The sequence below is a fragment of the Streptomyces sp. NPDC043952 genome, assembly GCF_056435325.1.
Window position 1 is genome coordinate 86,131 of sequence record NZ_JBWKES010000014.1, and the last position, 21,639, is coordinate 107,769.

General features: G+C 72.6%; 20 protein-coding genes. 16 read left to right on the forward strand and 4 right to left on the reverse strand.

Annotated elements, in window-relative coordinates:
• Positions 1–12 precede the first annotated feature (12 nt).
• From AC069R_RS18240 to AC069R_RS18265, 6 genes are all read left to right on the forward strand, one after another.
• On the forward strand, positions 13–828 hold the full coding sequence (locus AC069R_RS18240) for an ABC transporter permease (protein ID WP_478767894.1): 816 nt from the start codon (positions 13–15) through the stop codon (positions 826–828).
• 71 nt (positions 829–899) lie between these two features.
• Positions 900–1,181 (forward strand): hypothetical protein, encoded by a 282-nt coding sequence (locus AC069R_RS18245; RefSeq protein ID WP_478767802.1) that lies wholly within the window; start codon positions 900–902, stop codon positions 1,179–1,181.
• A gap of 186 nt (positions 1,182–1,367) precedes the next feature.
• Positions 1,368–3,122, forward strand: a complete 1,755-nt coding sequence (locus AC069R_RS18250) for a carbohydrate binding domain-containing protein (protein WP_478767803.1) — start codon at positions 1,368–1,370, stop codon at positions 3,120–3,122.
• 155 nt (positions 3,123–3,277) lie between these two features.
• Positions 3,278–4,156, forward strand: a complete 879-nt coding sequence (locus AC069R_RS18255) for a DMT family transporter (protein ID WP_478767804.1) — start codon at positions 3,278–3,280, stop codon at positions 4,154–4,156.
• A gap of 196 nt (positions 4,157–4,352) precedes the next feature.
• Positions 4,353–5,549 (forward strand): polysaccharide deacetylase family protein, encoded by a 1,197-nt coding sequence (locus AC069R_RS18260; protein ID WP_478767895.1) that lies wholly within the window; start codon positions 4,353–4,355, stop codon positions 5,547–5,549.
• A 217-nt stretch (positions 5,550–5,766) separates the two neighbouring features.
• Positions 5,767–6,567: an SDR family NAD(P)-dependent oxidoreductase gene (locus tag AC069R_RS18265; RefSeq protein ID WP_478767805.1), complete on the forward strand. Its 801-nt coding sequence runs from the start codon at positions 5,767–5,769 to the stop codon at positions 6,565–6,567.
• 12 nt (positions 6,568–6,579) lie between these two features.
• On the opposite strand, the gene AC069R_RS18270 is transcribed toward AC069R_RS18265, so the two are convergent.
• Positions 6,580–7,452, reverse strand: coding sequence for an SGNH/GDSL hydrolase family protein (locus AC069R_RS18270; RefSeq protein ID WP_478767806.1), 873 nt, complete (start codon positions 7,450–7,452; stop codon positions 6,580–6,582).
• Positions 7,453–7,879: 427 nt separating this feature from the next.
• Here AC069R_RS18270 and AC069R_RS18275 point away from each other — a divergent pair, with 427 nt between their 5' ends.
• Both AC069R_RS18275 and AC069R_RS18280 read left to right on the forward strand, forming a co-directional pair.
• Positions 7,880–8,218 (forward strand): GNAT family N-acetyltransferase, encoded by a 339-nt coding sequence (locus AC069R_RS18275; RefSeq protein WP_478767807.1) that lies wholly within the window; start codon positions 7,880–7,882, stop codon positions 8,216–8,218.
• Between the two features lie 308 nt (positions 8,219–8,526).
• Positions 8,527–9,294: a GNAT family N-acetyltransferase gene (locus AC069R_RS18280; protein WP_478767808.1), complete on the forward strand. Its 768-nt coding sequence runs from the start codon at positions 8,527–8,529 to the stop codon at positions 9,292–9,294.
• A gap of 8 nt (positions 9,295–9,302) precedes the next feature.
• Here the strand turns inward: AC069R_RS18280 and AC069R_RS18285 are convergent, their stop codons facing one another.
• Entirely contained in the window at positions 9,303–10,142 is an 840-nt protein-coding gene (locus AC069R_RS18285; protein WP_478767809.1) for an alpha/beta fold hydrolase, read from the reverse strand.
• A gap of 203 nt (positions 10,143–10,345) precedes the next feature.
• Between AC069R_RS18285 and AC069R_RS18290 the strand changes: the two genes are divergently transcribed.
• Positions 10,346–10,945 carry a TetR/AcrR family transcriptional regulator gene (locus AC069R_RS18290; protein ID WP_478767810.1) on the forward strand — a complete coding sequence of 200 codons (600 nt, stop codon included), beginning with the start codon at positions 10,346–10,348 and terminating at the stop codon, positions 10,943–10,945.
• 103 nt (positions 10,946–11,048) lie between these two features.
• Here the strand turns inward: AC069R_RS18290 and AC069R_RS18295 are convergent, their stop codons facing one another.
• Positions 11,049–11,759 (reverse strand): acetate uptake transporter family protein, encoded by a 711-nt coding sequence (locus AC069R_RS18295; RefSeq protein ID WP_478767811.1) that lies wholly within the window; start codon positions 11,757–11,759, stop codon positions 11,049–11,051.
• 223 nt (positions 11,760–11,982) lie between these two features.
• Here AC069R_RS18295 and AC069R_RS18300 point away from each other — a divergent pair, with 223 nt between their 5' ends.
• The 6 genes from AC069R_RS18300 (at position 11,983) to AC069R_RS18325 (ending at position 20,173) form a co-directional block, all read left to right on the forward strand.
• Positions 11,983–12,744, forward strand: a complete 762-nt coding sequence (locus AC069R_RS18300) for a polysaccharide deacetylase family protein (protein ID WP_478767812.1) — start codon at positions 11,983–11,985, stop codon at positions 12,742–12,744.
• Positions 12,745–12,911: 167 nt separating this feature from the next.
• The gene (locus AC069R_RS18305) at positions 12,912–14,111 is read left to right on the forward strand and encodes an EfeM/EfeO family lipoprotein (RefSeq protein WP_478767813.1); all 1,200 of its coding nucleotides are present in this window, start codon (positions 12,912–12,914) and stop codon (positions 14,109–14,111) included.
• Entirely contained in the window at positions 14,108–15,334 is a 1,227-nt protein-coding gene (gene efeB / locus AC069R_RS18310; protein ID WP_478767814.1) for an iron uptake transporter deferrochelatase/peroxidase subunit, read from the forward strand. Before AC069R_RS18305 ends, efeB begins: the two co-directional genes overlap by 4 nt.
• 241 nt (positions 15,335–15,575) lie before the next feature.
• Positions 15,576–17,399, forward strand: a complete 1,824-nt coding sequence (locus AC069R_RS18315) for a phospholipase C (RefSeq protein WP_478767815.1) — start codon at positions 15,576–15,578, stop codon at positions 17,397–17,399.
• Positions 17,400–17,516: 117 nt separating this feature from the next.
• Entirely contained in the window at positions 17,517–18,518 is a 1,002-nt protein-coding gene (locus AC069R_RS18320) for a phosphotransferase (RefSeq protein WP_478767816.1), read from the forward strand.
• Between the two features lie 107 nt (positions 18,519–18,625).
• Positions 18,626–20,173, forward strand: coding sequence for a N,N-dimethylformamidase beta subunit family domain-containing protein (locus AC069R_RS18325; RefSeq protein ID WP_478767817.1), 1,548 nt, complete (start codon positions 18,626–18,628; stop codon positions 20,171–20,173).
• Between the two features lie 11 nt (positions 20,174–20,184).
• On the opposite strand, the gene AC069R_RS18330 is transcribed toward AC069R_RS18325, so the two are convergent.
• Complete coding sequence (locus AC069R_RS18330) at positions 20,185–20,352, reverse strand: hypothetical protein (RefSeq protein ID WP_478767818.1); 168 nt, start codon at positions 20,350–20,352, stop codon at positions 20,185–20,187.
• 212 nt (positions 20,353–20,564) lie between these two features.
• Here AC069R_RS18330 and tsaD point away from each other — a divergent pair, with 212 nt between their 5' ends.
• Positions 20,565–21,617, forward strand: coding sequence for a tRNA (adenosine(37)-N6)-threonylcarbamoyltransferase complex transferase subunit TsaD (tsaD, locus tag AC069R_RS18335; protein ID WP_478767819.1), 1,053 nt, complete (start codon positions 20,565–20,567; stop codon positions 21,615–21,617).
• Positions 21,618–21,639 lie beyond the last annotated feature (22 nt).

The following is a 21,639-nucleotide window of genomic DNA, read 5'->3' on the forward strand; positions in this document are numbered from 1 at the left end:
AGGATGAGCGACGTGCATCTCACCCGCAGTGCGCGCATCGCCCTGCGCATCGGCGCCGGGCTCGGATTCGCGGTGATCTACGTCCCGCTGCTGCTGGTCCTCGTCAACTCGCTGAACCCCGACCGCAGCGCGAGCTGGCCGCCGCCGGGGGTGACCGGGCGCTGGTGGTCGGCGGCCCTGCACGACTCGGGCGCCCGGCACGCCCTGTGGACGTCGGTGAAGGCGGGGCTCGGGGCGACCGCGATCGCGCTGGTCCTGGGCACGCTGATCGCGTTCGCCGTGGCCCGGCACCGCTTCTTCGGCCGGGACACGGTGTCGTTCGTGGTGGTGCTGCCGATCGCGCTGCCCGGCATCGTCACGGGCATCGCCCTCAACTCGGCGTTCGGCACGGTGCTCCGGCCGCTCGGGGTGGGGATCGGGCTGTTCACGGTGATCGTCGGGCATGCCACGTTCTGCATCGTCGTGGTGTTCAACAACGTGGTGGCCCGGCTGCGGCGGACGACGGGCTCGTACGAGGAAGCGGCGATGGACCTCGGCGCGACCAGCTTCCGCGCCTTCGCGGACGTCACCTTCCCGCTGGTGCGCTCGGCGCTGCTGGCCGGTGCGCTGCTGTCGTTCGCGCTGTCCTTCGACGAGATCGTGGTCACCACGTTCACGGCGGGGCCCGGCATCGAGACCCTGCCGATCTGGATCTTCGACAACATGACGCGGCCCCAGCAGGCGCCGGTGGTCAATGTGGTGGCCGCCGTGCTGGTGCTGCTGTCGGTGGTGCCGATCTATCTGGCGCAACGGCTCTCGGCGGACACCGCGACCTCCAGCCGGGTGTGAGCCGGGGCCGGACACGCGCGGGTGCGGGCCGGTCCGGGTGTGGCGCCCGCCGTGATGGAACCCTGCGGCCCATGAGCAACCCTCCGAGCGTGAACAGCTATGTCGACCGGGTCACCGCGGGGCCCGGCGGAGCGATGACGGACGAGGCCGGCATCATCACCGGCGAGCTCACCGTGGCCACGATCCTGCGGTCCGACGGCCGCAGTGCGCGCGTCGCCGTGCAGCACTTCGGCGATGACACCTGGTACACCCTCACCGGCAGCCCGGCGCCCGTCCCCGAGGGGCGGCTCGCCGCCTATCACCGGGATCTGCTGGGCCGTATCCGCCGAGGTGGCGGCACCTGCGCGACCTGACGATCAGTCAGTTCCGGTCAAAGAACGAACAGTTGACTCTTTCATAAACATGCAAAAAGGCGGCTCCCGCACCTTGACCGGAGTTTGGTCCAGACCAATCATGGCCTAGACCAATAGCCCCGGCCGGGCCCTACCGTGCGAGACCCCCCGCTCGATCGACTGTCGTTCGCCAACCGGGAGTACCCGATGACACGTCCGAGATCCGTACGCGCCCTGCTCACCGGCGTGGCCACCCTGGCCGCGTCGGCGGGGCTGGCCCTGGGCATCGGGGGCACCGCGCACGCGGCGACCCCGTTGCCCGCACATGTCTTCGCCCCCTATTTCGAGGCGTACAACGGCGACAGCCCCGCCGCGCTCGCCCAGTCCTCCGGCGCCAAGTACCTCACCATGGCCTTCATCCAGACCGAGAAGAAGGGCTCTTGCACGCCCTACTGGGACGGCGACACCAGCACGCCCATCGACTCCTCGGTCTACGGCTCCGACTTCGGCACCATCCGCTCGCGCGGCGGCGACGTCATCCCCTCGCTGGGCGGATACGCCGCCGACGACGGCGGCACCGAGATCGCCGACAGCTGCACCAACGTCGACTCCATCGCGGCCGCCTACGAGAAGATCATCACCACGTACGACGTCTCCCGGCTCGACATGGACGTCGAGGACAACTCGCTGACCAACCAGGCCGGCATCGACCGCCGCAACCAGGCCATCAAGAAGGTCCAGGACTGGGCCGCCGCCAACGGGCGCTCGGTGCAGTTCTCGTACACCCTGCCCACCACCACGACCGGGCTCGCCGACAGCGGGCTCGCGGTGCTGCGCAGCGCCAAGACCGCGGGCGCCAAGGTGGACGTCGTCAACCTCATGACGTTCGACTACTACGACGGCGCCACCCACCACATGGCCACCGACACCCAGACGGCCGCGAGCGGGCTGCACGACCAGCTCGCCTCGCTGTACCCGAACCTGTCCGACAGCCAGCTGTGGAACATGATCGGCGTCACCGAGATGCCCGGCATCGACGACTACGGCGCGGCCGAGACCTTCACCACCGCCGACGCCACGACGGTGTACAACTGGGCGGTCTCCAAGGGCATCAACACCCTCTCCTTCTGGGCGCTCCAGCGCGACAACGGCGGCTGCCCCGGCACCGGCGGCTCCGACAGCTGCTCGGGCATCAGCCAGGACACCTGGTACTTCACGCACACCTTCGCGCCGTTCTCGGGCGGTACGACCACCCCGCCGGCCAACGACTTCTCCCTCTCCCTCTCCCCCGCCTCCGCCGCCGTCGATCCCGGCGCCTCGACGACGGCGACCGTGAAGACGTCGGTGGCCTCGGGCAGCGCGCAGTCCGTCGGCCTGACGGTCAGCGGCGCGCCGAGCGGGGTGACCGCGACGCTGAGCCCCACCTCGGTCACCGCGGGCGGCAGCTCCACGCTCACCGTGAAGACGACCGCCGCCACCGCGCCGGGCACCTACCCGCTGACCGTCACCGGCACGGCGGGCTCGGCCACCCACAGCTCCACCTTCAGCCTGACCGTGAACGGGTCCGGCGGCGGCACCCCCACGGCGCTGGCCAACGGTGATTTCGAGAGCGGTTCGCTCTCGCCCTGGACCTGCGACAGCGGGGCCGCGGTGGTCTCCTCCCCGGCGCACGGCGGCAGCCACGCCCTGCAAACCGCGCCGACCTCCTCGGCGACCGGCCAGTGCGCCCAGACCCTCACCCTCAAGCCGAACACGTCGTACACGCTCAGCGGCTGGGTGCAGGGGTCGTACGCCTACCTCGGGGTGAGCGGGGGCGCGACGGCCAGCACCTGGACCTCGTCCTCCTCCTGGCAGAAGCTGACGGTGCCGTTCACCACCGGCTCCTCCGGCACGGTCACCGTGTACGTGCACGGCTGGTACGGCCAGGGCACGGTCTACGCCGACGACCTCGCCCTGTCCTGACCCGTCCCTTCCCGCGGCTGGGCCCGTCCGGTGAGCGCACCGGACGGGCCCAGCCGTCCGTCCCGCCCCGCGCCACGCGGTGATCTTCCGCGGGGTGCGAGAGGCTGTGGGTGAGACTCCTCGGGACGAGACGACCGCAGGCAGGGGAGACGGGCGTGATCGGACTGGCCGCGGCGTTCGCCGTCGCGGGCGCGGCGAGCAACGCCGTCGGCACCGCGTTCCAGCGCAAGGCCGCCTCCGCGAGCAGCCGCGGCGGGATCCGGCTGCTCGCGGAGCTGGTGCGCCGGCCGTTCTGGATGATCGGCATGGCCGGTGTGATCTGCGCGGCCCTGTTCCAGAGCCTGGCCCTGGTCAACGGTCCGCTGGCGCTGGTGCAGCCGCTGTTCATCCTGGAGCTGCCGTTCGCGCTGCTGGTGGCCGCCCCGCTGATGCACCGGCGGTTGCCCCGTTCGGGCTGGTGGGGTGTGGCGAGCTGTGTGGCGGGGCTCGCCGTGCTGCTGATCGCCGCCGCGCCGCACGGGGCGACCGACCAGGCCCCGCTCACCCGCTGGGTCCCGGCGCTGTGCCTGTGCGTCGGCGCGATGGCCGCCGCCGTGCTCCTCGCCGCCCCCGGCCGCCCGGCGGCCCGGCGTGCCGCCCTGCTGGGCGCCGCGTCCGCCACGGGCAACGCGCTGACCGCCGCGCTGCTGAAGTCGGCCTCGGGCACCTTCGCCGACCAGGGATTCCAGGCGTTTGTGCGGTCCTGGCAGACGTACGGCTTCGCGCTCGCCGGGGTGGCCGCCGTCCTTCTCCTGGAGAACGCGCTCCAGGCGGGCCCGCTGGCCGCGGCCCAGCCCGCGCTCACCATCGGCGACGCGGTGGTGAGCCTGACCCTCGGCATCGCCCTGTTCCACGAGCGGATCCGCACGGGCTGGTGGCTGGTGCCGGAGGCGTGCGGGGCGCTGGTGATCGTCGTGGGGGTGCTGGTGCTGAGCCGGGCCGTGCAGCGGATCGCGCTCGTGCCGGTGCCGGCCGGGGAGGAGAGCGCGAGCTGAGCGGCCGCGGGTCCGGCTCCGGCTCCGGCTCCGGCTCCGGCTCCGGCTCGAAGTATGAATATCCTTTATGCACCACGCCGCGTCAAATAACGATTTTCGTACGCTTATCGTCCATATTATGCGTCGCGTCGGGCGGTTCGGATGCCCCGGTCGAGGAGGCGATGGCGTGGCGACGCAAGGAATCAGCCGCCGGAGTGTGGCGCGCCTGGGCCTCGGTGCCGGACTCGGCGTGGCGGCCGCCGCGCTGACCGGGTGCGACGGCGGCGGATGGGGCCTCGGCTCGGGCGGACCCGGCGGGCAGCGGCAGGCGCCCCGGCTGATCGGCGACGGCTCGACCTCCTACACCGGGCGCCAGCCGAACCAGCCGGACGCGCCCACCCCCCTCGAACCGGGCGAGACCCCGCCGCAGTTCGTGGTGTTCTCCTGGGACGGCGCGGGCGAACTCGGCACCGGACTCTTCCCGCGCTTCCTGGAACTCGCGCGTGAGCACGACGCCCGTATGACCTTCTTCCTGTCCGGTCTCTATCTGCTGCCGGAGGACAAGAAGCGGCTGTACCGGCCGCCGAACAACCCGGTCGGCGCCTCGGACATCGGCTATCTCACGAACGCGCACATCAAGGAGACCCTGAAGTACGTCCGCCAGGCCTGGCTCGACGGGCACGAGATCGGCACGCACTTCAACGGGCACTTCTGCGAGGGCTCCGGATCGGTGGCCGACTGGACCCCGGCCCAGTGGCGCTGGGAGATCGAGCAGGCCCGGACCTTCGTCAAGACCTGGCGGACCAACACCGGCTGGCACGACGAGCCACCGCTGCCTTTCGACTACGACAAGGAACTCGTGGGCGGCCGCACCCCCTGTCTGCTCGGCCAGGAGAACCTGCTGCCGGCCGCGCGCGCACTGGGCTGGCGGTACGACGCCTCGTCTCCGGGCGGGGTGCAGCGCTGGCCCCGCAAGCGGAACGGCGTATGGGATCTGCCGTTGCAGGGCATCCCGTTCCCCGGACGCAGCTTCGAGGTGCTGTCCATGGACTGGAACATGCTGGCCAACCAGTCCCTGAACTCGACGCGTGCGCCGTCGTACAACTACCCCTACTGGCGGGCCCAGACCTCGCAGGCGTACCTGGCGGGATTCGACCGGGCCTACGAGACGAACCGCGCGCCGCTGTTCATCGGCAACCACTTCGAGCAGTGGAACGGCGGCATCTACATGGACGCGGTCGAGGAGGCGCTGCGGCAGATCGCCGGGCGGCCGGAGGTACGGCTCGTCTCCTTCCGGCAGTTCGTCGACTGGCTCGACGCCCAGGACCCGGCGATCCTCGCGCAACTGCGCACCCTGGAGGTGGGCGAGAAGCCGGCGGGCGGCTGGAGTTCGTTCCTGCGCCCGGCCAAGTAGCTCCTGTACGGGGGGAGTTCATCCGGCTGAGCGGCGGGCGTACACCTCGGTAACGCCAGGCCGACCGGCGTGCCCGCGTCCGACACGAGCGCTTCCAGGGCGTCCGGGGTGGCGAAGTCGCCCTGTCCGCCGTTCCGGTGTCCGCGCCCGCCGGATGGCCCAGCCGGGTGCAGACGGTGCCTGGATACGGGGCGGGGCAGGGCGCAGGCTCGTAGGCATGAACAGCACACAGAACACCGAGACACCTCACCCGGCCTCCGCCGGGCTGCTGGCCGGCAAGGTCGCCTTCATCACCGGTGCCGGGCGCGGCATCGGCGCGGCGGCGGCGCGGCTGTTCGCACGGGAGGGCGCGCGGGTGCTGCTCGCGGCGCGGACGGAGGAGCAACTGGCGGCGGTGGCCGGGGAGATCCGGGCGGCGGGCGGCACCGCGGACCACGTGGTGTGCGACCTTTCCGACGGGGCGAGCGTGCGTGCCGCCGTGGAACGCGCGGTGGAGCGGTTCGGCCGGCTCGACGTCGCGTTCAACAACGGGGGGACGATCCAGCGGCCCGGCCCCCTGGACGAGTTGCCGGAGGCCGACCTCGACCGGATCTACACGGTGAACATGAAGGGTGTCTGGCTGGCCATGGCCGCCGAGGTGGCCGCCATCCGGGCGAGCGCCGGGACCGGTGCCATCGTCAACAACTCGTCGGTGGGCAGCCTGCGCGGGAATCCCGAGCTGCCCGCCTACGCGGCGACGAAGCGGGCGGTGAACAGCATGACCGCGTCGGCCGCCGTGACCTACGGCCCCGAGGGCATCCGCGTCAACGCGATCGCGCCGGGCTTCACGCTGACGGAGATGACCCGGAGCTGGGAGGCGGACTCGCCCGGTGTGCGCGAGCGGATCACGGCGGGGATCCCGCTGGGCCGGCCGGCCGCCCCGGAGGAGATCGCCGAGGCCGCCGCGTGGCTGCTCAGCGATCGGTCCTCCTTCGTGACCGGCACGGTCCTCAGGGTCGACGGGGGCGCCCGCGCCTGATCCGGTTCTTCGTCAGCCGAGCCCCAGGACGCTCATCGTGCGCTCGGCCATGCGCTGCTCGCCGAGCGCGTTGGGGTGCACCGGCACAATGTTCGACCCGAACAGCAGCGGCTCGATCCACCGGGTGCCCGAAGGCTGGCAGGCGTCGTGGCCGTCGGACGCCTGCGAGAAGTCCACGAAGGTGGCCCCGGTCTCCTGGGCGGCGCGCTGCACGACCGAGTTGAGGTGGGCCTGGAGGGCGCGCAGGTACGGGATGTCGCCGGAGGCGATGGGCAGCTTGACGAAGCAGGACGCCTCGAAGGCGGTGGGCACGATCCACGGGTAGCCCAGCACCGCCACACGGGCGTGGGGTGCCTTGGCCCGCAGGGCGGTCAGGGCACTCTTCAGCGCGGGATAGGTGTTCGCGTCGATCGCGTCGTCGAAGGACGTGCCGTACTTGTCCTTGCAGGGGTGGCCGAACCCGGCGCTGAGGACGCCGGCGGTGCCGCAGTCCACGATGGCGTTCAGGAAGGTGCTGTTGTCGTTGCCGCCGATGGTCAGCGTCACCAGGTCGGTGTTCGCGTTCACCGCGTCCAACTGCGGTGCCACACCCGGATACTGGGACTGGGTGAAGTCCTTGGTCTCGGCTCCGCCGCAGGTGACGTCCGTCAGCGAGGCGCCGGTCGCCTGCGCGAGGACGTGCGGGTAGTTCACCGTGGAGCGCAGGCAGAGCAGATTGCTGGTGTCGACGGGCGTGACACCCGAGCCGGCGCTGTAACTGTCGCCGAGTGCCGCGTAGTCGAGGGGCGTCGCCGCATGGGCGGGGGCGGCGGTGAGGCCGAGGGCCAGCGTGCCGGCGAGTGCGGATGCCGCGGCGGCGGCACGGCGCAGGGCGGGGGTGGGCATAGGGAGTGCTCCCTCTTCTACGCGACGGGTGTGGGGCAGGGGGTATCGCCGGCCGCCGGGGCGCTGCATGGGGTGCGCACGACGACGGCCGTGGAGCAGGGAGTTGCGGGTACTACCAGCGAGTTCTACCGCTAGGTAATGTGCGGGCGGCTGATCGCCGAGTCAACATTGCGGACGGAAGTTCTTGAAATGCTCATGAAACATGAGTGACGAATTGCCGTCACACACGGAGGACTTGGTGACGGCATGGATCATTCGAGCACGAACGCCGCCGGGAGCGGTGGACCGGCGGCCGCCGGGACTGTCGTGTCGGCGCCCGGCGGCGCTGACCTGCGGGAACGGGGATAGAGTGCGGGGCGTGGCGGACTCTCGGCGGCATCCTCCCGCACCCCGTCACACCGGTGTTCCCTCCGCCGAAAGGGCGACCATGGACCAGTCCTCCCCCGCGCCGACCGTGGAGCGCGTGGACGCACGGCACCGTTACGAGATCCTGGTCGGCGGCGAGCGCGCCGGCCTGACCGCCTACCGCGACCGGGGCGAGCAGCGGGTCTTCTTCCACACCGAGATCGACGACGCCCACGCCGGGCAGGGCCTGGCCGGGCAACTGGTCGGGTACGCCCTCACGGACGTGCGCGCGCTCGGCAAGCGGATCGTGCCGGTGTGCCCGTACGTCGCCGGGTTCCTGAAGAAGCACGAGGAGTTCGCGGACATCACGGACGAGGTGACCCCCGAGATCCTGAGCTGGCTCGACGCCCGGATCGGCTGAGCCGCGGACCGCAACTCCCCTCCGCTGTCCGGGGCTTGCCATCCTGCCCCGGCGATGGCAAGATCCACCCAGCTCGAACAGCAGCTATCCGATTCCCGTTTCTCCCTCCGAAGGACTGAAGTCCATGGTTTCGGCGTCCCGCAGCGGCCGCCGTCGGAACTGAGCCCCCTGCCCCACGGCAGCGCGCTCCCCCGTTCCCACGCTCTCCTCACGGCGGCCCGACGACGCGGTGTCCAGCACACCGCCGCCTCGCTCACCGAGGCGCTTCCTCGTACGCACGACCGCTTTCACCGTGAGGACTTCTCAGCGTGCACACCGATGTCCAGAGCTTTGCCGTCGCCCATCTCCTGCGCCGCCCGGCGGCCTGCCGGGCGGGCGGCTTCGTCGCGGGGTTCGATCCGGCCACGACGAGCCCGTACGTCAACTACGCCACCCCCGCTCCGGGCGCCGAACCCACCGACGCGGACGTGGCGGACCTGATCGACGCGTTCCGCTCCCGCGGACTCCTGCCCCGGCTGGAATTCGCCCCGGACGCCGCCCCGGCGGTCGAACCGGCGCTCCGGCGGGCCGGATTCACCACGGAGGCGGTGCACGAATACCTCGTCTGCACCCCCGCGACACTCACCATTCCCGAGTCGTCGCCGGAACCGGGGGCCGGCGTCCGGGTGGAGGCGCCGGTCACCGACGAGGACTACATCGCCGTCGACACGGCGCTCGCCGAGGCGTTCGGCGGCGAATGGGCCCCGTCCCCGCAGGGCGCGGCCCGGTTGCGGCGCACCGAGGAGGGCGGCGGGGCGGTCCGGTTCGTCCGCGCCGGGGACGGGAGCTGCGCGGGCGGCGCCCTGTGTTCGGCGCCCGCCGAGGGCACCGCGGAGCTGGCGGGCGTCGGCACCCTGCCGGCGTACCGGGGCCGGGGGATCGCCGCGGCGGTCACCGCGAGCCTGGCCGGGACGCTGTTCGGCCGGGGTGCCCGGAGCGTGTGGCTGGAGTACTCGGGAGAGGGCTCGCGCCGCGTATACGAACGCGTGGGCTTCCGGCCCGGCGGCACCCGGCTGTACCTGACGCTCCAAGGCTGACGGGTCCCTCAGGGCAGCGGGTTGTCCTTGACGAAGCGGCGGATCCCGTCGACGAGGGCGGCCGGGTTGTCCAGTTGGACGAGGGTGCGGGCGCCGGGGATCTCCACGTAGCGGGAGTCCGGGAGGAGCCGGGCCAGTCGGCGGCCGGTGACCGGCGGCATCATCCGGTCCTCGGCGCCCCAGGCGACCAGGGCGGGGCGGGTGAAGGAGGGAAGGTTTCCGGCCGCCTCCAGGTAGCAGTCCGCGCGGGTGGAGCGGAGGAACTTGGCGAAGTCACGCCGGATCTGAGCGTTCGTCAGCAGCGGTTTGTACCAGCGGGCGATCAGCTCCTTGGGCAGGGGGCGCTTCGCCATTCCGCCGAGCGCGACGGGCATCCGGGCCAGGAAGGGGAAGCGGAAGGACTGGACGAGGAGGAAGAGTCCGCCGGGGATCGTGCACGCCGCGGACAGCAGACGGCCCTGGACGCCGGGCGGGTAGTTGTCCAGGGCCTCGCAGGAGGTCAGGACCAGGCGGGCGACGCGTTCGTCACGGGTGCCGACGAGGAGTTGGGCGGTGCCGGTGTCGTTCTGCACGAGGGTGACCTGGCGCAGGTCGAGACGGTCCATGAACTCGGCGAGCAGCCGGGCGACGCCGTGGGCGGAGAGGTCGGCGTCCGGGTGCATCGGGCGCCGGTGGCTGCCGAGCGGGAGGACCGGGACGACGACCCGGAAGTCCGGGCGCAGCGCCCGGATCACGCCGGTCCACACGGACTCGTCGAAGCCGAGGCCGTGCACCAGGACGAGCACGGGGCCCTCGCCCCCGGTGTCCACGTAGTCGATGGTTCCCGCGCTGAGCTCGATCTCCGGCATGCCCTCGCCTCCGATCCGGTCGGCTCGTGCGCGCCGACACGGGGACGTGTTGGGTCGTTCCGCTGACGTGAGGGGTCGCTCCGCGGACCTGTCGGAGCCTCCTCCGGACCTGAGGGAGTCGCCCCCCGACTTGATAGAGCGTTCTAGTGAAAGAATAGACGCCGACCGACCGTCGGCAACCGGCTTTCCGGAGGTTTCGTTCCGTGAGCGACGGCAAGACCGCGAGCACCCATGAGACGCGGCAACGCATCGTGCGCGCCGGTACCGAGCTGTTCCGCCGCTCGGGCTACACCGGTACGGGCATGAAGCAGATCGCCGAGGCGGCCGGCGCGCCGTTCGGGTCGATCTACCACTTCTTCCCCGGCGGCAAGGCTCAGCTGGCCGAGGAGATCGTCCGCACTTCGGGCGCCGTCTACCTGGATCTCGTCACGACCCTCATGGCCTCGTCCGACGACCCGGTCAGGGCCACCGCCGACGCCTTCACCGCCGCCGCGGACACGCTGACCGCCCTGGACTTCGCCGACCCCTGTCCCATCGCCACGGTCGCGCTGGAGGTGGCGAGCACCAACGAGCCGCTGCGCAAGGCCACTTCCGAGGTCTTCGACGGCTGGATCGGCCACCTCGCCGCCTTCTACACCACCGGCGGCGTCCCCGCCCGCCTCGCCCGCGACACGGCTTCCTCCGTCATCGCCCTCCTGGAGGGCGCCTTCATGCTGGCCCGCGCCGCGCGCAGCACGGCACCGGTGCTGGCGGCGAGCGGGGCGGCCGCGGCGATCGTACGGGCGGCGCTGACCGGCGGGTGAGCGGCGCGGTCGCCCCGGTCCGACCGGCTCCCTCACAACGCCGTCGTCGCCGTCCGGCCGGCACCCCTCACCGCACGGTCGCCTGCCGTCCGACCGGCTCCGCTCACAGCTGCCGCCGCACCCCCGCCTCCCGCTCCGCCTGCTCCAGCTGTGTGGCGAGGTCGCCCTGGAGTGACGTACGGGCCCGGCCGCGGCGGCCCAGGGGCAGGACCGTGCGCTGGGCGGTGTCCTCCAGGAGCAGGGCGAAGCCGCCGTACAGGGCGAACGCGGAGAGGAGGACGCCGAGCCAGCCGGCCGCGGTCTCCAGCGCGGGTCCGGCACCGGCGTCGTACGCGCCCGTCAGGGCGAAGCGGCACGCTCCGAGCAGCAGGAGCACACCGAAGAGTGGTTTGCCGGGGAGCGCGGCGACGAAGAGGAGCAGCATCAGCGGGGCGACGGCCAGCACGAACACCGCGAGGGTCGGGCTGCGCCGGCCCGGTGGCCCGAGCAGGGTGACCAGCGCCGTGCCCGCCCAGGTGGCGCCGAGGACGCACAGGGCGCAGGCCGCGCCGCCGTCGCGGGCGAGGAAGGCGAGCGTGCCTGCGAGCAGTTCCAGGGGCACCGCGAAGACCAGGATCAGCAGCATCAGCGGTGCCGTCTGGGCCGCGGGCACCCAGTGCAGCTGCTGGGCGGACAGCAGCACGCTGCCGGTGCCGAAGGCGAAGAAGCCCAGCGGCAGGCTGCTGGCCAGCGGCCTGAGCATGATCCTGGTCAGGGCCTCGGGGCGCGGCGGCCCGCCCGCCGGCTCGTGCGTCCCCGCTCCTGGTGGCGGCATCCGGATCACCCCGTCCCTCGGGCCTCGTGCCGTGCGTCCACGTCCCGGAGTACCCCTTCGCGGCCGGTGCGTGCGCTCTCGGTGCCGCGGCGCAGGTCCGGGCGTTGTCGCGGAATTGTCCGTGATCGGTAACAGCGGGAGCGCGGGCGGCCCGCCCGCCGTCCTGGCAGGTGCAGTGCAGGAGACGAGAGCCGGGGACACGGCGGGGAGCAGGGGGCGGGACATGGCGCGGCACGCGGGGCGGGAATGGTACGGCCGGGTGATCGGGGCGGCGGTCGGGGTGACGGCGATGGCGGCCGCCGCCTCGGTGTGGACCGCGCAGGCGGGGCAGAACCACGCCCCGGCGGCGCCGGCTCACCACACCGCGCCGAAGACGGTGGCCGTGTCCCCCGTCATCGCCCACTCCTCCGACGGCGGCGCGCACGCCGTCAACATCACCATCGACGACGGCCCCGACCCGACCTGGACCCCTCAGGTGCTCCAGGTGCTGCGGGAGAACGGCGTCAAGGCGACGTTCTGCATGATCGGCCCCGAGGCGCAGGCGCACCCGGACGTCGTCAGGAAGGTGGTCGCGGCCGGGCACCGGCTGTGCGACCACACGGTGTCGCACGACACCGGCATGGACCACAAGTCCGAGTCCTACCAGTCGCAGCAGATCCTGGACGCCGAGCGGCAGATCACCGAGGCGTCCGGGGGCGTCCGCCCGATGTACTACCGGGCGCCGGGCGGCGCGTTCACGCCGTACAGCCGCAAGCTCGCGGCGGCGCACGGGATGCGGCCGCTGGGCTGGAACGTGGACTCCAAGGACTTCGAGCGGCCGGGCACGGCCGCCATCCTCGCCACCGTCAGGAGCGAGCTGTCCAACGGGCCCACCCTGCTCTTCCACGACGCGGGCGGCGACCGCTCGCAGACCGTGGCCGCGCTGCGCACCCTGCTGCCGTGGCTCAAGCAGCAGGGCTACGGCTTCGGCTTCCCCGTGCACTGAAACCGGACCCCGGTCGATGTACCGGCCGGTGAACCCCCGGAAAATTCTTGGCCACCGAACACCCCGGACGGGCGTTCGGTTCCCTCCGGGTGTCTACGATGAGGCCGTTCCGCCGGCGATCAAAGCGCCCCGCGGACCGCTGCGTACGTCGTCCGGAAAGGCTCAGCATGCCGTTGCCCCGCCTCGGCACGCGGTCGCGTCGTCTCCGGACGGCGCCGGCCGTGTTCCTCGTCCTCGCCGTGGCGCTCGCGCTGGCGGCCCTGTGCACCGGCGGCTCCGGGCCGGAGAAGACCGCCACCGCCGCACGGCGCCTCGTCGTCGAGGTCTCCGAGAGCCACTGCGGCCGGGGCTGGACCCGCCCCGAGCCCGGAGTGCAGACCTTCGACCTGCACAACACCTCCGACGGCGCCGCCGAGGTCTATCTGGAGGACCCGGCCACCCATGCCGTGTACGGCGAGGTGGAGGGCATCGGCCCCGGCACCACACGGCAGTTGACGGTCCGGGTGGGCAAGGGCGCGTACGCGTTCATGTGCGTGCCCGACGACGCCGACGCCGTCACCGGCCCCACCGTCCACGTCACCGGCGGGCGGCGGGGCCCCGGCGCCGTGCCGGTCACCGAGCACGATCTGATCCCGCCCGCGCTCGCCTACCAGAAGTGGGTGGGCGGCGGACTCGCCACCGCCGTACGGCTTTCGGCCAAGCTGAAGGACGCGATCGACCGCGGCGATCTCGCCGCCGCCCGCTCGGCCTGGCTGCCGGCGCACCTCCAGTACGAGCGGCTCGGAGCGGCGTACGACGCCTTCGGCGACGCCGACGGCAAGATCAACGGCACCGACGCCGGACTGCCCCGTGGGGTGCACGACAAGGACTTCACCGGGTTCCACCGCATCGAGTACGGCCTGTGGCACGGCGAGCCGGCGAGCGGGCTGCGCGCCCCGGCGGCCGCCCTGGTCACGGCGCTCACCGAACTGCGCGACAACTGGGCGCAGAGCCGGATGGACCCCGCCCAACTCGGGCTGCGCGCGCACGAGATCCTGGAGAACACCGTGCAGTTCGAGCTGACCGGCCGCACCGACTACGGCAGCGGCAGCAATCTCGCCACCGCCCGCGCCAACCTCGACGGCACCCGCGAGGTGCTGTCCCGGCTGCGTCCGCTGCTCACCACCCGGTACGCCGATCTGCCGGGCCTGGAAAGGGAGTTGACGCGCGCCGGGCAGATGCTCGACGGGTTCCGGCACGGCGGGCGCTGGACCGCGCTCGGCGGACTGACCCGCGCCCAGCGGGAACGGACCGACTCCGTGCTCGACGGCCTCGTGGAGCGGCTGGCATCGGTGGCGACCCTGTGCGACCCCCGGAGGACCGTGTGAGCACCGCCGAACGACCCAATGCACTCGCCCGGCGCGGCTTTCTGCGCGGCGCCGCCCTCGCCGGTGCGGGGCTCGCCACCAGTGCCGCCGCCCCCGAACCGGCCGGGGGCGCACCGGCGTCCGCCCTCGCCCCGTTCCACGGCGTCCACCAGGCATCGGCGATCGCGGCCCCGCGCCGTACCTGTGTGTTCGCCGCGCTCGACGTGACCGCCGGGAGCCGGGCCGAACTCGCCGATGTTCTGCGCACGTTGACGGAGCGGGCGCGGCTGCTCACCACGGGCGGCACCCCGGACCCGGTGGGCGTCACCGGGCCCCCCGCCGACTCGGGCATCCTCGGCGACCGGCTCCCCGGCGGCCGGCTGGCCGTCACCGTGGGCGTCGGCGCCTCGCTGTTCGACGACCGGTTCGGGCTGAGCGCGCGCAGGCCCAGGCGGCTGACCGCCATGCCCGCCTTCCCCGACGACGACCTCAAGGCCGAGTGGTGCCATGGCGATCTCAGCCTCCAACTGCACGCCGACGACCCGGATGTCACCCTGCACGCGCTGCGCGACATAGCCCGGCACACGCGCGGCGGCATCCAGGTCCGCTGGCGGATGGACGGCTTCGCCAGCCCGCCCCGGCCCTCCGGCACCCCGCGCAATCTGCTGGGGTTCCGGGACGGCATCGCCAACCCGGACACCGCGAGCACCCGCGAGATGGACCAACTGGTCTGGGTGGGGCGGGACTCGGGCGAGCCGGACTGGGCCGTCGGCGGCAGCTACCAGGTCGTCCGGCTGATCCGGATGCTGGTGGAGTTCTGGGACCGGGTCTCGCTCGGCGAGCAGGAGCGGATGATCGGCCGGTCCCGCTCCTCCGGCGCACCGCTGGACGGTGACCGCGAGCAGGACGTGCCGCGGTACGCCGACGACCCCAAGGGCGACGTCATCCCGCTGGACGCGCACATCCGGCTGGCCAACCCGCGCACCCCCGCCACCGCCCGGCAGCGGCTGCTGCGCCGCGCCTACAACTACGACCGGGGCATGGACGCCAACGGCAACCTCGACATGGGCCTGCTGTTCTCCTGCTACCAGCAGGACCTTGTACGGCAGTTCGAGACCGTGCAGCACCGGCTGGCCGGCGAGCCGCTGACCGACTACATCAGCCCGTTCGGCGGCGGCTACTTCTTCGCGCTGCCCGGCGTGCGCGATGTCCAGGACTGGTACGGACGCGCCCTGTTCGCCTGACGTGTCCACTCCCCCAGCGGACCGCTCCGGGCCATTTCCCCTGGCCGGGCGGGCAGTTCGGCCGAACCTGTCCGGACAACCCGGCGGCCCGCTGGGTCAACACACCGTCAAGTTTTCCCACAGGTTCCCTGACTCGGTGTTCACCCGCGCGACATCATTGCTCCGCCATCGCGCCCCGCAAGGAGCGCAGCATGCCTGCTCGTACACCGCACAGACGTTCTGTCCAAAGGGGTAGACCACCATGGCCAGCAGAGGAAGACGAGCCGCGATGCGCAGCCTGGGCGCGCTCGCGGGAGTCGCGGCGCTCACCGCGCTCGGCAGCAACGCGCCCGGCTGGGCGGCCACATCCGCCCACGGTCACGGGGCCTCGTCGACCGCGACGCCGATCAAGCATGTCGTCGTGCTCTTCGACGAGAACATCTCCTTCGACCACTACTTCGCCACGTACCCGAAGGCCGCCAACACCGACGGCACGAAGTTCACCGCGTCGAAGCACACCCCGAAGGACATCGATACCCTCGCGGGCGCCGGGCTGCTCAAGCACAACCCGAACCAGTACGCGCCGAAGCGGCTGTCGCCGTCCCAGGCCCTGACCTGCGACCAGAACCACTCCTACGGCCCGGAGCAGTACGCCTACAACGGCGGCAAGGCCGACCAGTTCGTGCAGAACACCGAGGTCGACAAGTGCAGCGGCGGCCTGTTCGGCGAGCCGGGCCTGGCGATGGACTACTACGACGGCAACACCGTCACCGCGCTGTGGAACTACGCCCAGCACTACACGCTGAGCGACCGCGCCTACAGCTCCAACTACGGCCCGTCCACCCCCGGCGCCCTCAACCTGGTCTCCGGCAACACGCACGGCGTGGTCTCCATCGACCCGGCCACCGGCAAGCAGACCGCCAAGCCGGACTCGTACACGGTCCAGTCGCCGGACGCGGGCGGTGTCGGCACGGTCGTCAACGACCCCGACCCGGCCTGGGACGACTGCTCCGACAAGGACCACACCAGCAGCAACGCGCTGGCGTCGATGCAGGGCAAGAACGTCGGTGGCCTGCTCAACGCCAAGAAGGTGTCCTGGGGCTGGTTCCAGGGCGGCTTCCGTCCGTCGACCGCGTGGAACGGCCAGTCCGGCTCGTACGCCAAGTGCGACACCACGCACACCAACGTGGGCGGCGCGGCCGCGGTGGACTACAGCCCGCACCACAACCCGTTCTCGTACTACAAGTCGACGGCCAACCCGCACCACCTGCCGCCGAAGTCCGTCTCCGAGATCGGCCACAACGGCCAGGCCAACCACAACTACGACCTGACCGATTTCTCCGCCGCGCTCAAGGCGGGCAAGCTGCCGTCCGTCAGCTTCCTCAAGGCCGGCGAGTACCAGGACGGCCACGCCGGGTACTCGGACCCGATCGACGAGCAGCACTTCCTGGTCGGCGAGATCAACGCGATCCAGAGCTCGCCGCAGTGGAAGTCCACCGCGATCGTGGTCGCCTACGACGACTCCGACGGCTGGTACGACCACGCGTTCGTCGCCCCGCGCAACGGCTCGACCGACACCTCGGTCGGCTCCAACGGCAAGGCCACCGACAGCCCGGCCTGCCAGCAGGGCCCGAAGGCGGCCGGCGGCTACGCGGACCGCTGCGGCCCCGGCACCCGGCAGCCGCTGCTGGTCATCTCGCCCTACAGCAAGGTGAACAAGGTCGACCACACGCTGACCGACCAGGCGTCCATCACCCGCTTCATCGAGGACAACTGGCACACCGGCCGCATCGGTGACGCCTCCTTCGACGCGAAGGCCGGCTCGCTCGGCGGGATGTTCGACTTCCGGCACCCGAACGACAAGCAGGTGCTGCTGAACACCGACGGCTCGGTGAAGTCCGTCGGCCCGATCAGGCACGTCGCCCCGGTGCACACGAGCATCACGCCCGGCCCGGCCCTCCAGAACGCGGCCGACACCACGGACGCGTCCTTCCCGGCCCTCCCGGTCGGTCTCGGCGTCGGCGCCCTGCTGGCCGCCGGTCTGACGGGCACGTACTTCACGATGCGCCGCCGTCAGCAGGCCTGACGACAGCGAGCCCACCGCGTGTGCCCCCGGTCGCCGGCCGGGGGCACACCCGTGTCCGCGCCGTCCGCGCCGGAAAACCGGTGGTCGGGGCCCCGGCCGTGCTGCTGGGATGGCGTGATGCGAAGCGAGATCTCGATGACCGTGGACCGGGGCGCCTTCCCGGACGCGGTGACGCCCTGGGAGCAGGAGTCCTGGCGGGCCGCGGCCCTCGACTGGGTCCAGGAGCGGCTGGCCGGGCACGGTCTGCGCGGGGACGGCGGGCTGCGGGTGCGGCTGCGGCCGTGGTCGGTGCTGGTGCGGGTGCCGGTGGCCGGGCGGGCGGCGGTCTGGTTCAAGGCGAACCCGCCGTCCGCCGCCTTCGAGGGCCCGCTGACCGCCGCGCTGGCCCGCTGGGTGCCCGGACATGTGCTCAAGCCGCTGGCCGTGGACGCGGGGCGGGCCTGGTCGCTGCTGCCGGACGGCGGCGATCTGTTCCGGCAGGTGCTGGCGCGGGAGCCGGTCGGACCGGAGGTCTGGGAGGACCTGCTGCGCCAGTACGCGGGCGTGCAGCGCGCCCTGACCCCGTACGCCGGGGAACTGGAGCGGCTGGGGGTCCCGGCGGCCCGCACCCTGGATCTGCCGGAGGTGTTCGACCGGTTGCTCGCGGCGGACACCGCGCTCGACGCCGAGGCACGCGTCCGGGTGGCGGCCGTACGGCCCCGGCTCGTGGACTGGTGCGCCGAACTCGCCGCGCTCGGCATCGAGGACACGCTCGACCACGCGGATCTGCACGACGGGCAGCTGTTCCGGCCGGCGCCGGGCCGGTTCACGTTCTTCGACTGGGGGGACGCGGCCGTCTCCCACCCGTTCTGCAGCCTCCGGGTCACCGCCGAACAGGTCCGCGAACGGTACGGCCCCGAGGCCCTGCCCCGGCTGCGCGACGCCTACCTGGAGCCCTGGACCGGCACCGGCCGCCCGGCCGGGGACCTGCGGCGGGCCGCGAGCCTCGCCTGGCGGCTCAGCTGCCTGGGCCGCGCCACCTCCTGGGGCCGGATGTTCCCCCATCCGGGACGCCCCGCACCCGGCGCGGCGCAGAGCGCCGAATGGCTGCTGGGCCTCCTCGACGAGCCGCCCTTCTAGGCGCCTCGGGGCGCATACGGTGCCCCGAGGCGCGAGCGTGCTCGCCGGGGGCGGTGAGCCACGCCTACGGGTTGCGCCCCCGGCGGGGCCGCGCGGACGCTGGAGCGGTGACGCATCCGGGAGACGGCGTGGCCCCGGCGGACGGCCACGGGTTCGGACGGCGGCGGTTCCTGGCCCTGTGCGCGGGCGCGGGGCTCGGTACGGCCGCCGCGTGCACGGCCGCGCCGACGGGTTCCCGGAGCGCCCGTACCCGGCCGGAGTCGGAGCGGGACGCGCCGGGCACCGCCGCCTGGCGGCTCGGCCCGACCGGTCCGCCGGACGCGGTGAGCGGCTATCCGGACCAGGTGAGCGTGACGCCGGGCGAGACCTTCGGCCTGCGTGTGTCGACCACGGCGGCGGCGTTCCGGGTCTCGGCGTTCCGCGTCGGCTGGTACGGCGGCGCCGGGGCCCGGCGGATCTGGGCCTCGGGCCGGATACCCGGCCGGGCGCAGGCCGCCCCCAGGGTGCTGGCCGCCACCCGTACCGTGCGCGCCGGCTGGCCCCTCACGCTGCCCGTGGACACCGCCGGCTGGCCGGAGGGCGCCTATCTGCTGCGCCTGGAGGCGGACACCGGGCACCAGCGGTACGTCCCGTTCGTGGTCCGCTCCACCGACGGCACGGGCCGCACGGTCCTGCTCCACGCCCCCGCCACCTGGCAGGCGTACAACCGCTGGGGCGGCGCCAGCCTGTACGCCGGAGCGGACGGCGCGTACGCCACCCGGTCCCTCGCGGTCAGCTTCGACCGGCCCTACGACGGGAGCGGCGCGGAGAAGTTCCTGACCTACGAGCGGGCGCTGGTGGTGCTCGCCGAGCGCCTCGGCATCCCGCTCGCGTACAGCACCGGTACCGACATCCACCGGGACCCCGGAGTGCTGCGGGGCGCGCACGCCGTGGTCTGCCCGGGGCACGACGAATACTGGACGCCCGAGCAGCGCGCCCATGTCACCGCCGCGCGGGACGCCGGGGCGAACCTCGCCTTCCTCGGCGCGAACACCTGCTTCCGCCGGGTGCGGCTGGCGGCCGGGGAGGGCGCGGGGGATCGTACGGTGGTCTGCTACAAGAGCGACTACCGCGCCGACCCGTGCTATCCGTCCGCCCCGGCACGGGTCACCACCGACTACCGGCTGCCGCCCGGCGCCGACCCCGAGTCCGCGCTCACCGGCGTGTTCTACGAGGGCTACCCCGTGGACGCGCCGTACGTCGTACGGGCGCCGGACCACTGGGCGTACGAGGGCACCGGCGTCCGCGCCGGGGAAAGCTTCGCGCATCTGGTGGGCGTGGAGTACGACCGGGTCACCCCCGGCGCCCCCACGCCCGGCCCGCTGGAGATCACCGCGCATTCCCCGCTGGTGTGCGCGGGGCGGGCGAGCCACAGCGACTCGGCGTACTACACCACCCCCGCCGGGGCGGGGGTGTTCGCGACCGGCACCATGCGCTGGGTGGAGGGCCTGCTGGCCGGGACGGGCGAACTGGGCCGGGACCACGGAATGGACGCGCGTACCCGTGCCTTCGTCACCCGCACCACGGAGAACGTGCTGCGGATGTTCGCCCTGGGTCCGGCGGCCCGCCACGCGCCGCCACCCGACGCCGACACCGGTGCGGTGTACGGGGGTTGACCGGCGCCCGGTCAGCCCTCCTGCGCCCGCAGCTGGTTCTGGCGGGCCTTGTTGAACAGGCGCCACAGATGCTTGGCCACGGCGCACGGCGCGGAGTCGGCGCGGCACTGGCGGCAGGCGCGGGTGTGCTGCTCGTACTGGGTACGGGCGTCTTCTAATGCGTCACTGACAGTAGACATGGACATCTCCGGGAAAGACATGACATCGGACGGCGCGCCGACTTGACTGGCCGATGCAACCATTCCCAAAGGTGATCATGTTACTGACAGTAATGACAACCGTGATGTCATGACGGAACGGTCGGCGGCATGCCCCGACTCCCGGTTCGCCCAGGACGGCACACTATTGCACACTGTTCGCAATTACTTTTAGTGCGCAGAAAGGGTGGGGCATGGGCTCTCCGATCGTGCTCGGTATCGAGTCGTCGTGCGACGAGACCGGCGCGGGACTCGTCCAGGACGGACGACTGCTCGGACATGCGGTGGCGTCGAGCATGGACGAGCACGCGCGCTACGGCGGGGTGGTGCCCGAGATCGCCTCCCGCGCCCACCTGCACGCCCTGCGCCCGGTCGTCCGGAAGGCCCTGGAGGAGGCAGGGCTGCGGCTGTCCGACATCGGCGCGGTGGCCGTCACCACGGGACCGGGGCTGTCCGGCGCGCTCCAGGTGGGACTGGCCGGCGCGAAGGGGCTCGCCTACGCGCTGGGCGTGCCGCTGTACGGCGTGCACCACCTCGCCGGGCATGTCGCCGCCGACACGCTGGAGCACGGCCCGCTGCCCGACCCCTGCGTGGTGCTGATCGTCTCCGGCGGCCACACCTCGCTCCTCCTCGTGCGCGACCTGGCCCGCGACCCCATCGCGCATCTCGGGGACACCCTCGACGACGCCGCCGGTGAGTGCTTCGACAAGGTCGCCCGCGTCTTCGGCCTGCCCTATCCCGGCGGCCCGGCCGTCGACCGGGCCGCGCGCGACGGGAATCCGCGCGCCGTCCCCTTCCCCCGGCCGCTTCCCGGCTCGTACGACTTCTCCTTCTCCGGGCTGAAGACGGCCGCCGCCCGCTGGGCGGAGTCCCACACCGGGCCCGCCGGGCCGCCCGTGCCGGATGGGGCGGCGTCTTTGCAGGAGGCCGTCGCCGACGTGCTGACCCGCAAGGCGGTCGCCGCCTGCACCGAGCACGGTGTGGGCACCCTGATCGTGGTCGGCGGGGTCGCGGCGAACTCGCGGGTGCGGTCGCTGGCCGAGGAGCGCTGCCGGGCGGCGGGCATCGCGCTGCGGGTGCCGCCGCTGCGGCTGTGCACGGACAACGGCGCGATGATCGCGGCCGTCGGCGACCTCCTCGTCAGGGCCGGTGCCCAGCCGGCGCCGCTGGACGTGTCGATCGATCCGTCGGCTCCGCTGGAGTACGCGGCCCTGCACCCGGTCCTGAGGAACGCGGACGCGGCATGACGGAGACCCGCGCAGGCGCGGT

Bases quoted from the DNA above. Each gene is read 5' to 3' on its own strand.
- AC069R_RS18245 (WP_478767802.1), top strand. From the start codon at position 900: ATGAGCAACCCTCCGAGCGTGAACAGCTATGTCGACCGGGTCACCGCG.
- AC069R_RS18250 (WP_478767803.1), top strand. From the start codon at position 1,368: ATGACACGTCCGAGATCCGTACGCGCCCTGCTCACCGGCGTGGCCACC.
- AC069R_RS18265 (WP_478767805.1), top strand. From the start codon at position 5,767: ATGAACAGCACACAGAACACCGAGACACCTCACCCGGCCTCCGCCGGG.
- AC069R_RS18270 (WP_478767806.1), bottom strand. From the start codon at position 7,452: ATGCCCACCCCCGCCCTGCGCCGTGCCGCCGCCGCGGCATCCGCACTC.
- AC069R_RS18275 (WP_478767807.1), top strand. From the start codon at position 7,880: ATGGACCAGTCCTCCCCCGCGCCGACCGTGGAGCGCGTGGACGCACGG.
- AC069R_RS18285 (WP_478767809.1), bottom strand. From the start codon at position 10,142: ATGCCGGAGATCGAGCTCAGCGCGGGAACCATCGACTACGTGGACACC.
- AC069R_RS18295 (WP_478767811.1), bottom strand. From the start codon at position 11,759: ATGCCGCCACCAGGAGCGGGGACGCACGAGCCGGCGGGCGGGCCGCCG.
- AC069R_RS18300 (WP_478767812.1), top strand. From the start codon at position 11,983: ATGGCGCGGCACGCGGGGCGGGAATGGTACGGCCGGGTGATCGGGGCG.
- AC069R_RS18305 (WP_478767813.1), top strand. From the start codon at position 12,912: ATGCCGTTGCCCCGCCTCGGCACGCGGTCGCGTCGTCTCCGGACGGCG.
- AC069R_RS18315 (WP_478767815.1), top strand. From the start codon at position 15,576: ATGGCCAGCAGAGGAAGACGAGCCGCGATGCGCAGCCTGGGCGCGCTC.
- AC069R_RS18320 (WP_478767816.1), top strand. From the start codon at position 17,517: ATGCGAAGCGAGATCTCGATGACCGTGGACCGGGGCGCCTTCCCGGAC.
- AC069R_RS18330 (WP_478767818.1), bottom strand. From the start codon at position 20,352: ATGTCTACTGTCAGTGACGCATTAGAAGACGCCCGTACCCAGTACGAG.
- tsaD (WP_478767819.1), top strand. From the start codon at position 20,565: ATGGGCTCTCCGATCGTGCTCGGTATCGAGTCGTCGTGCGACGAGACC.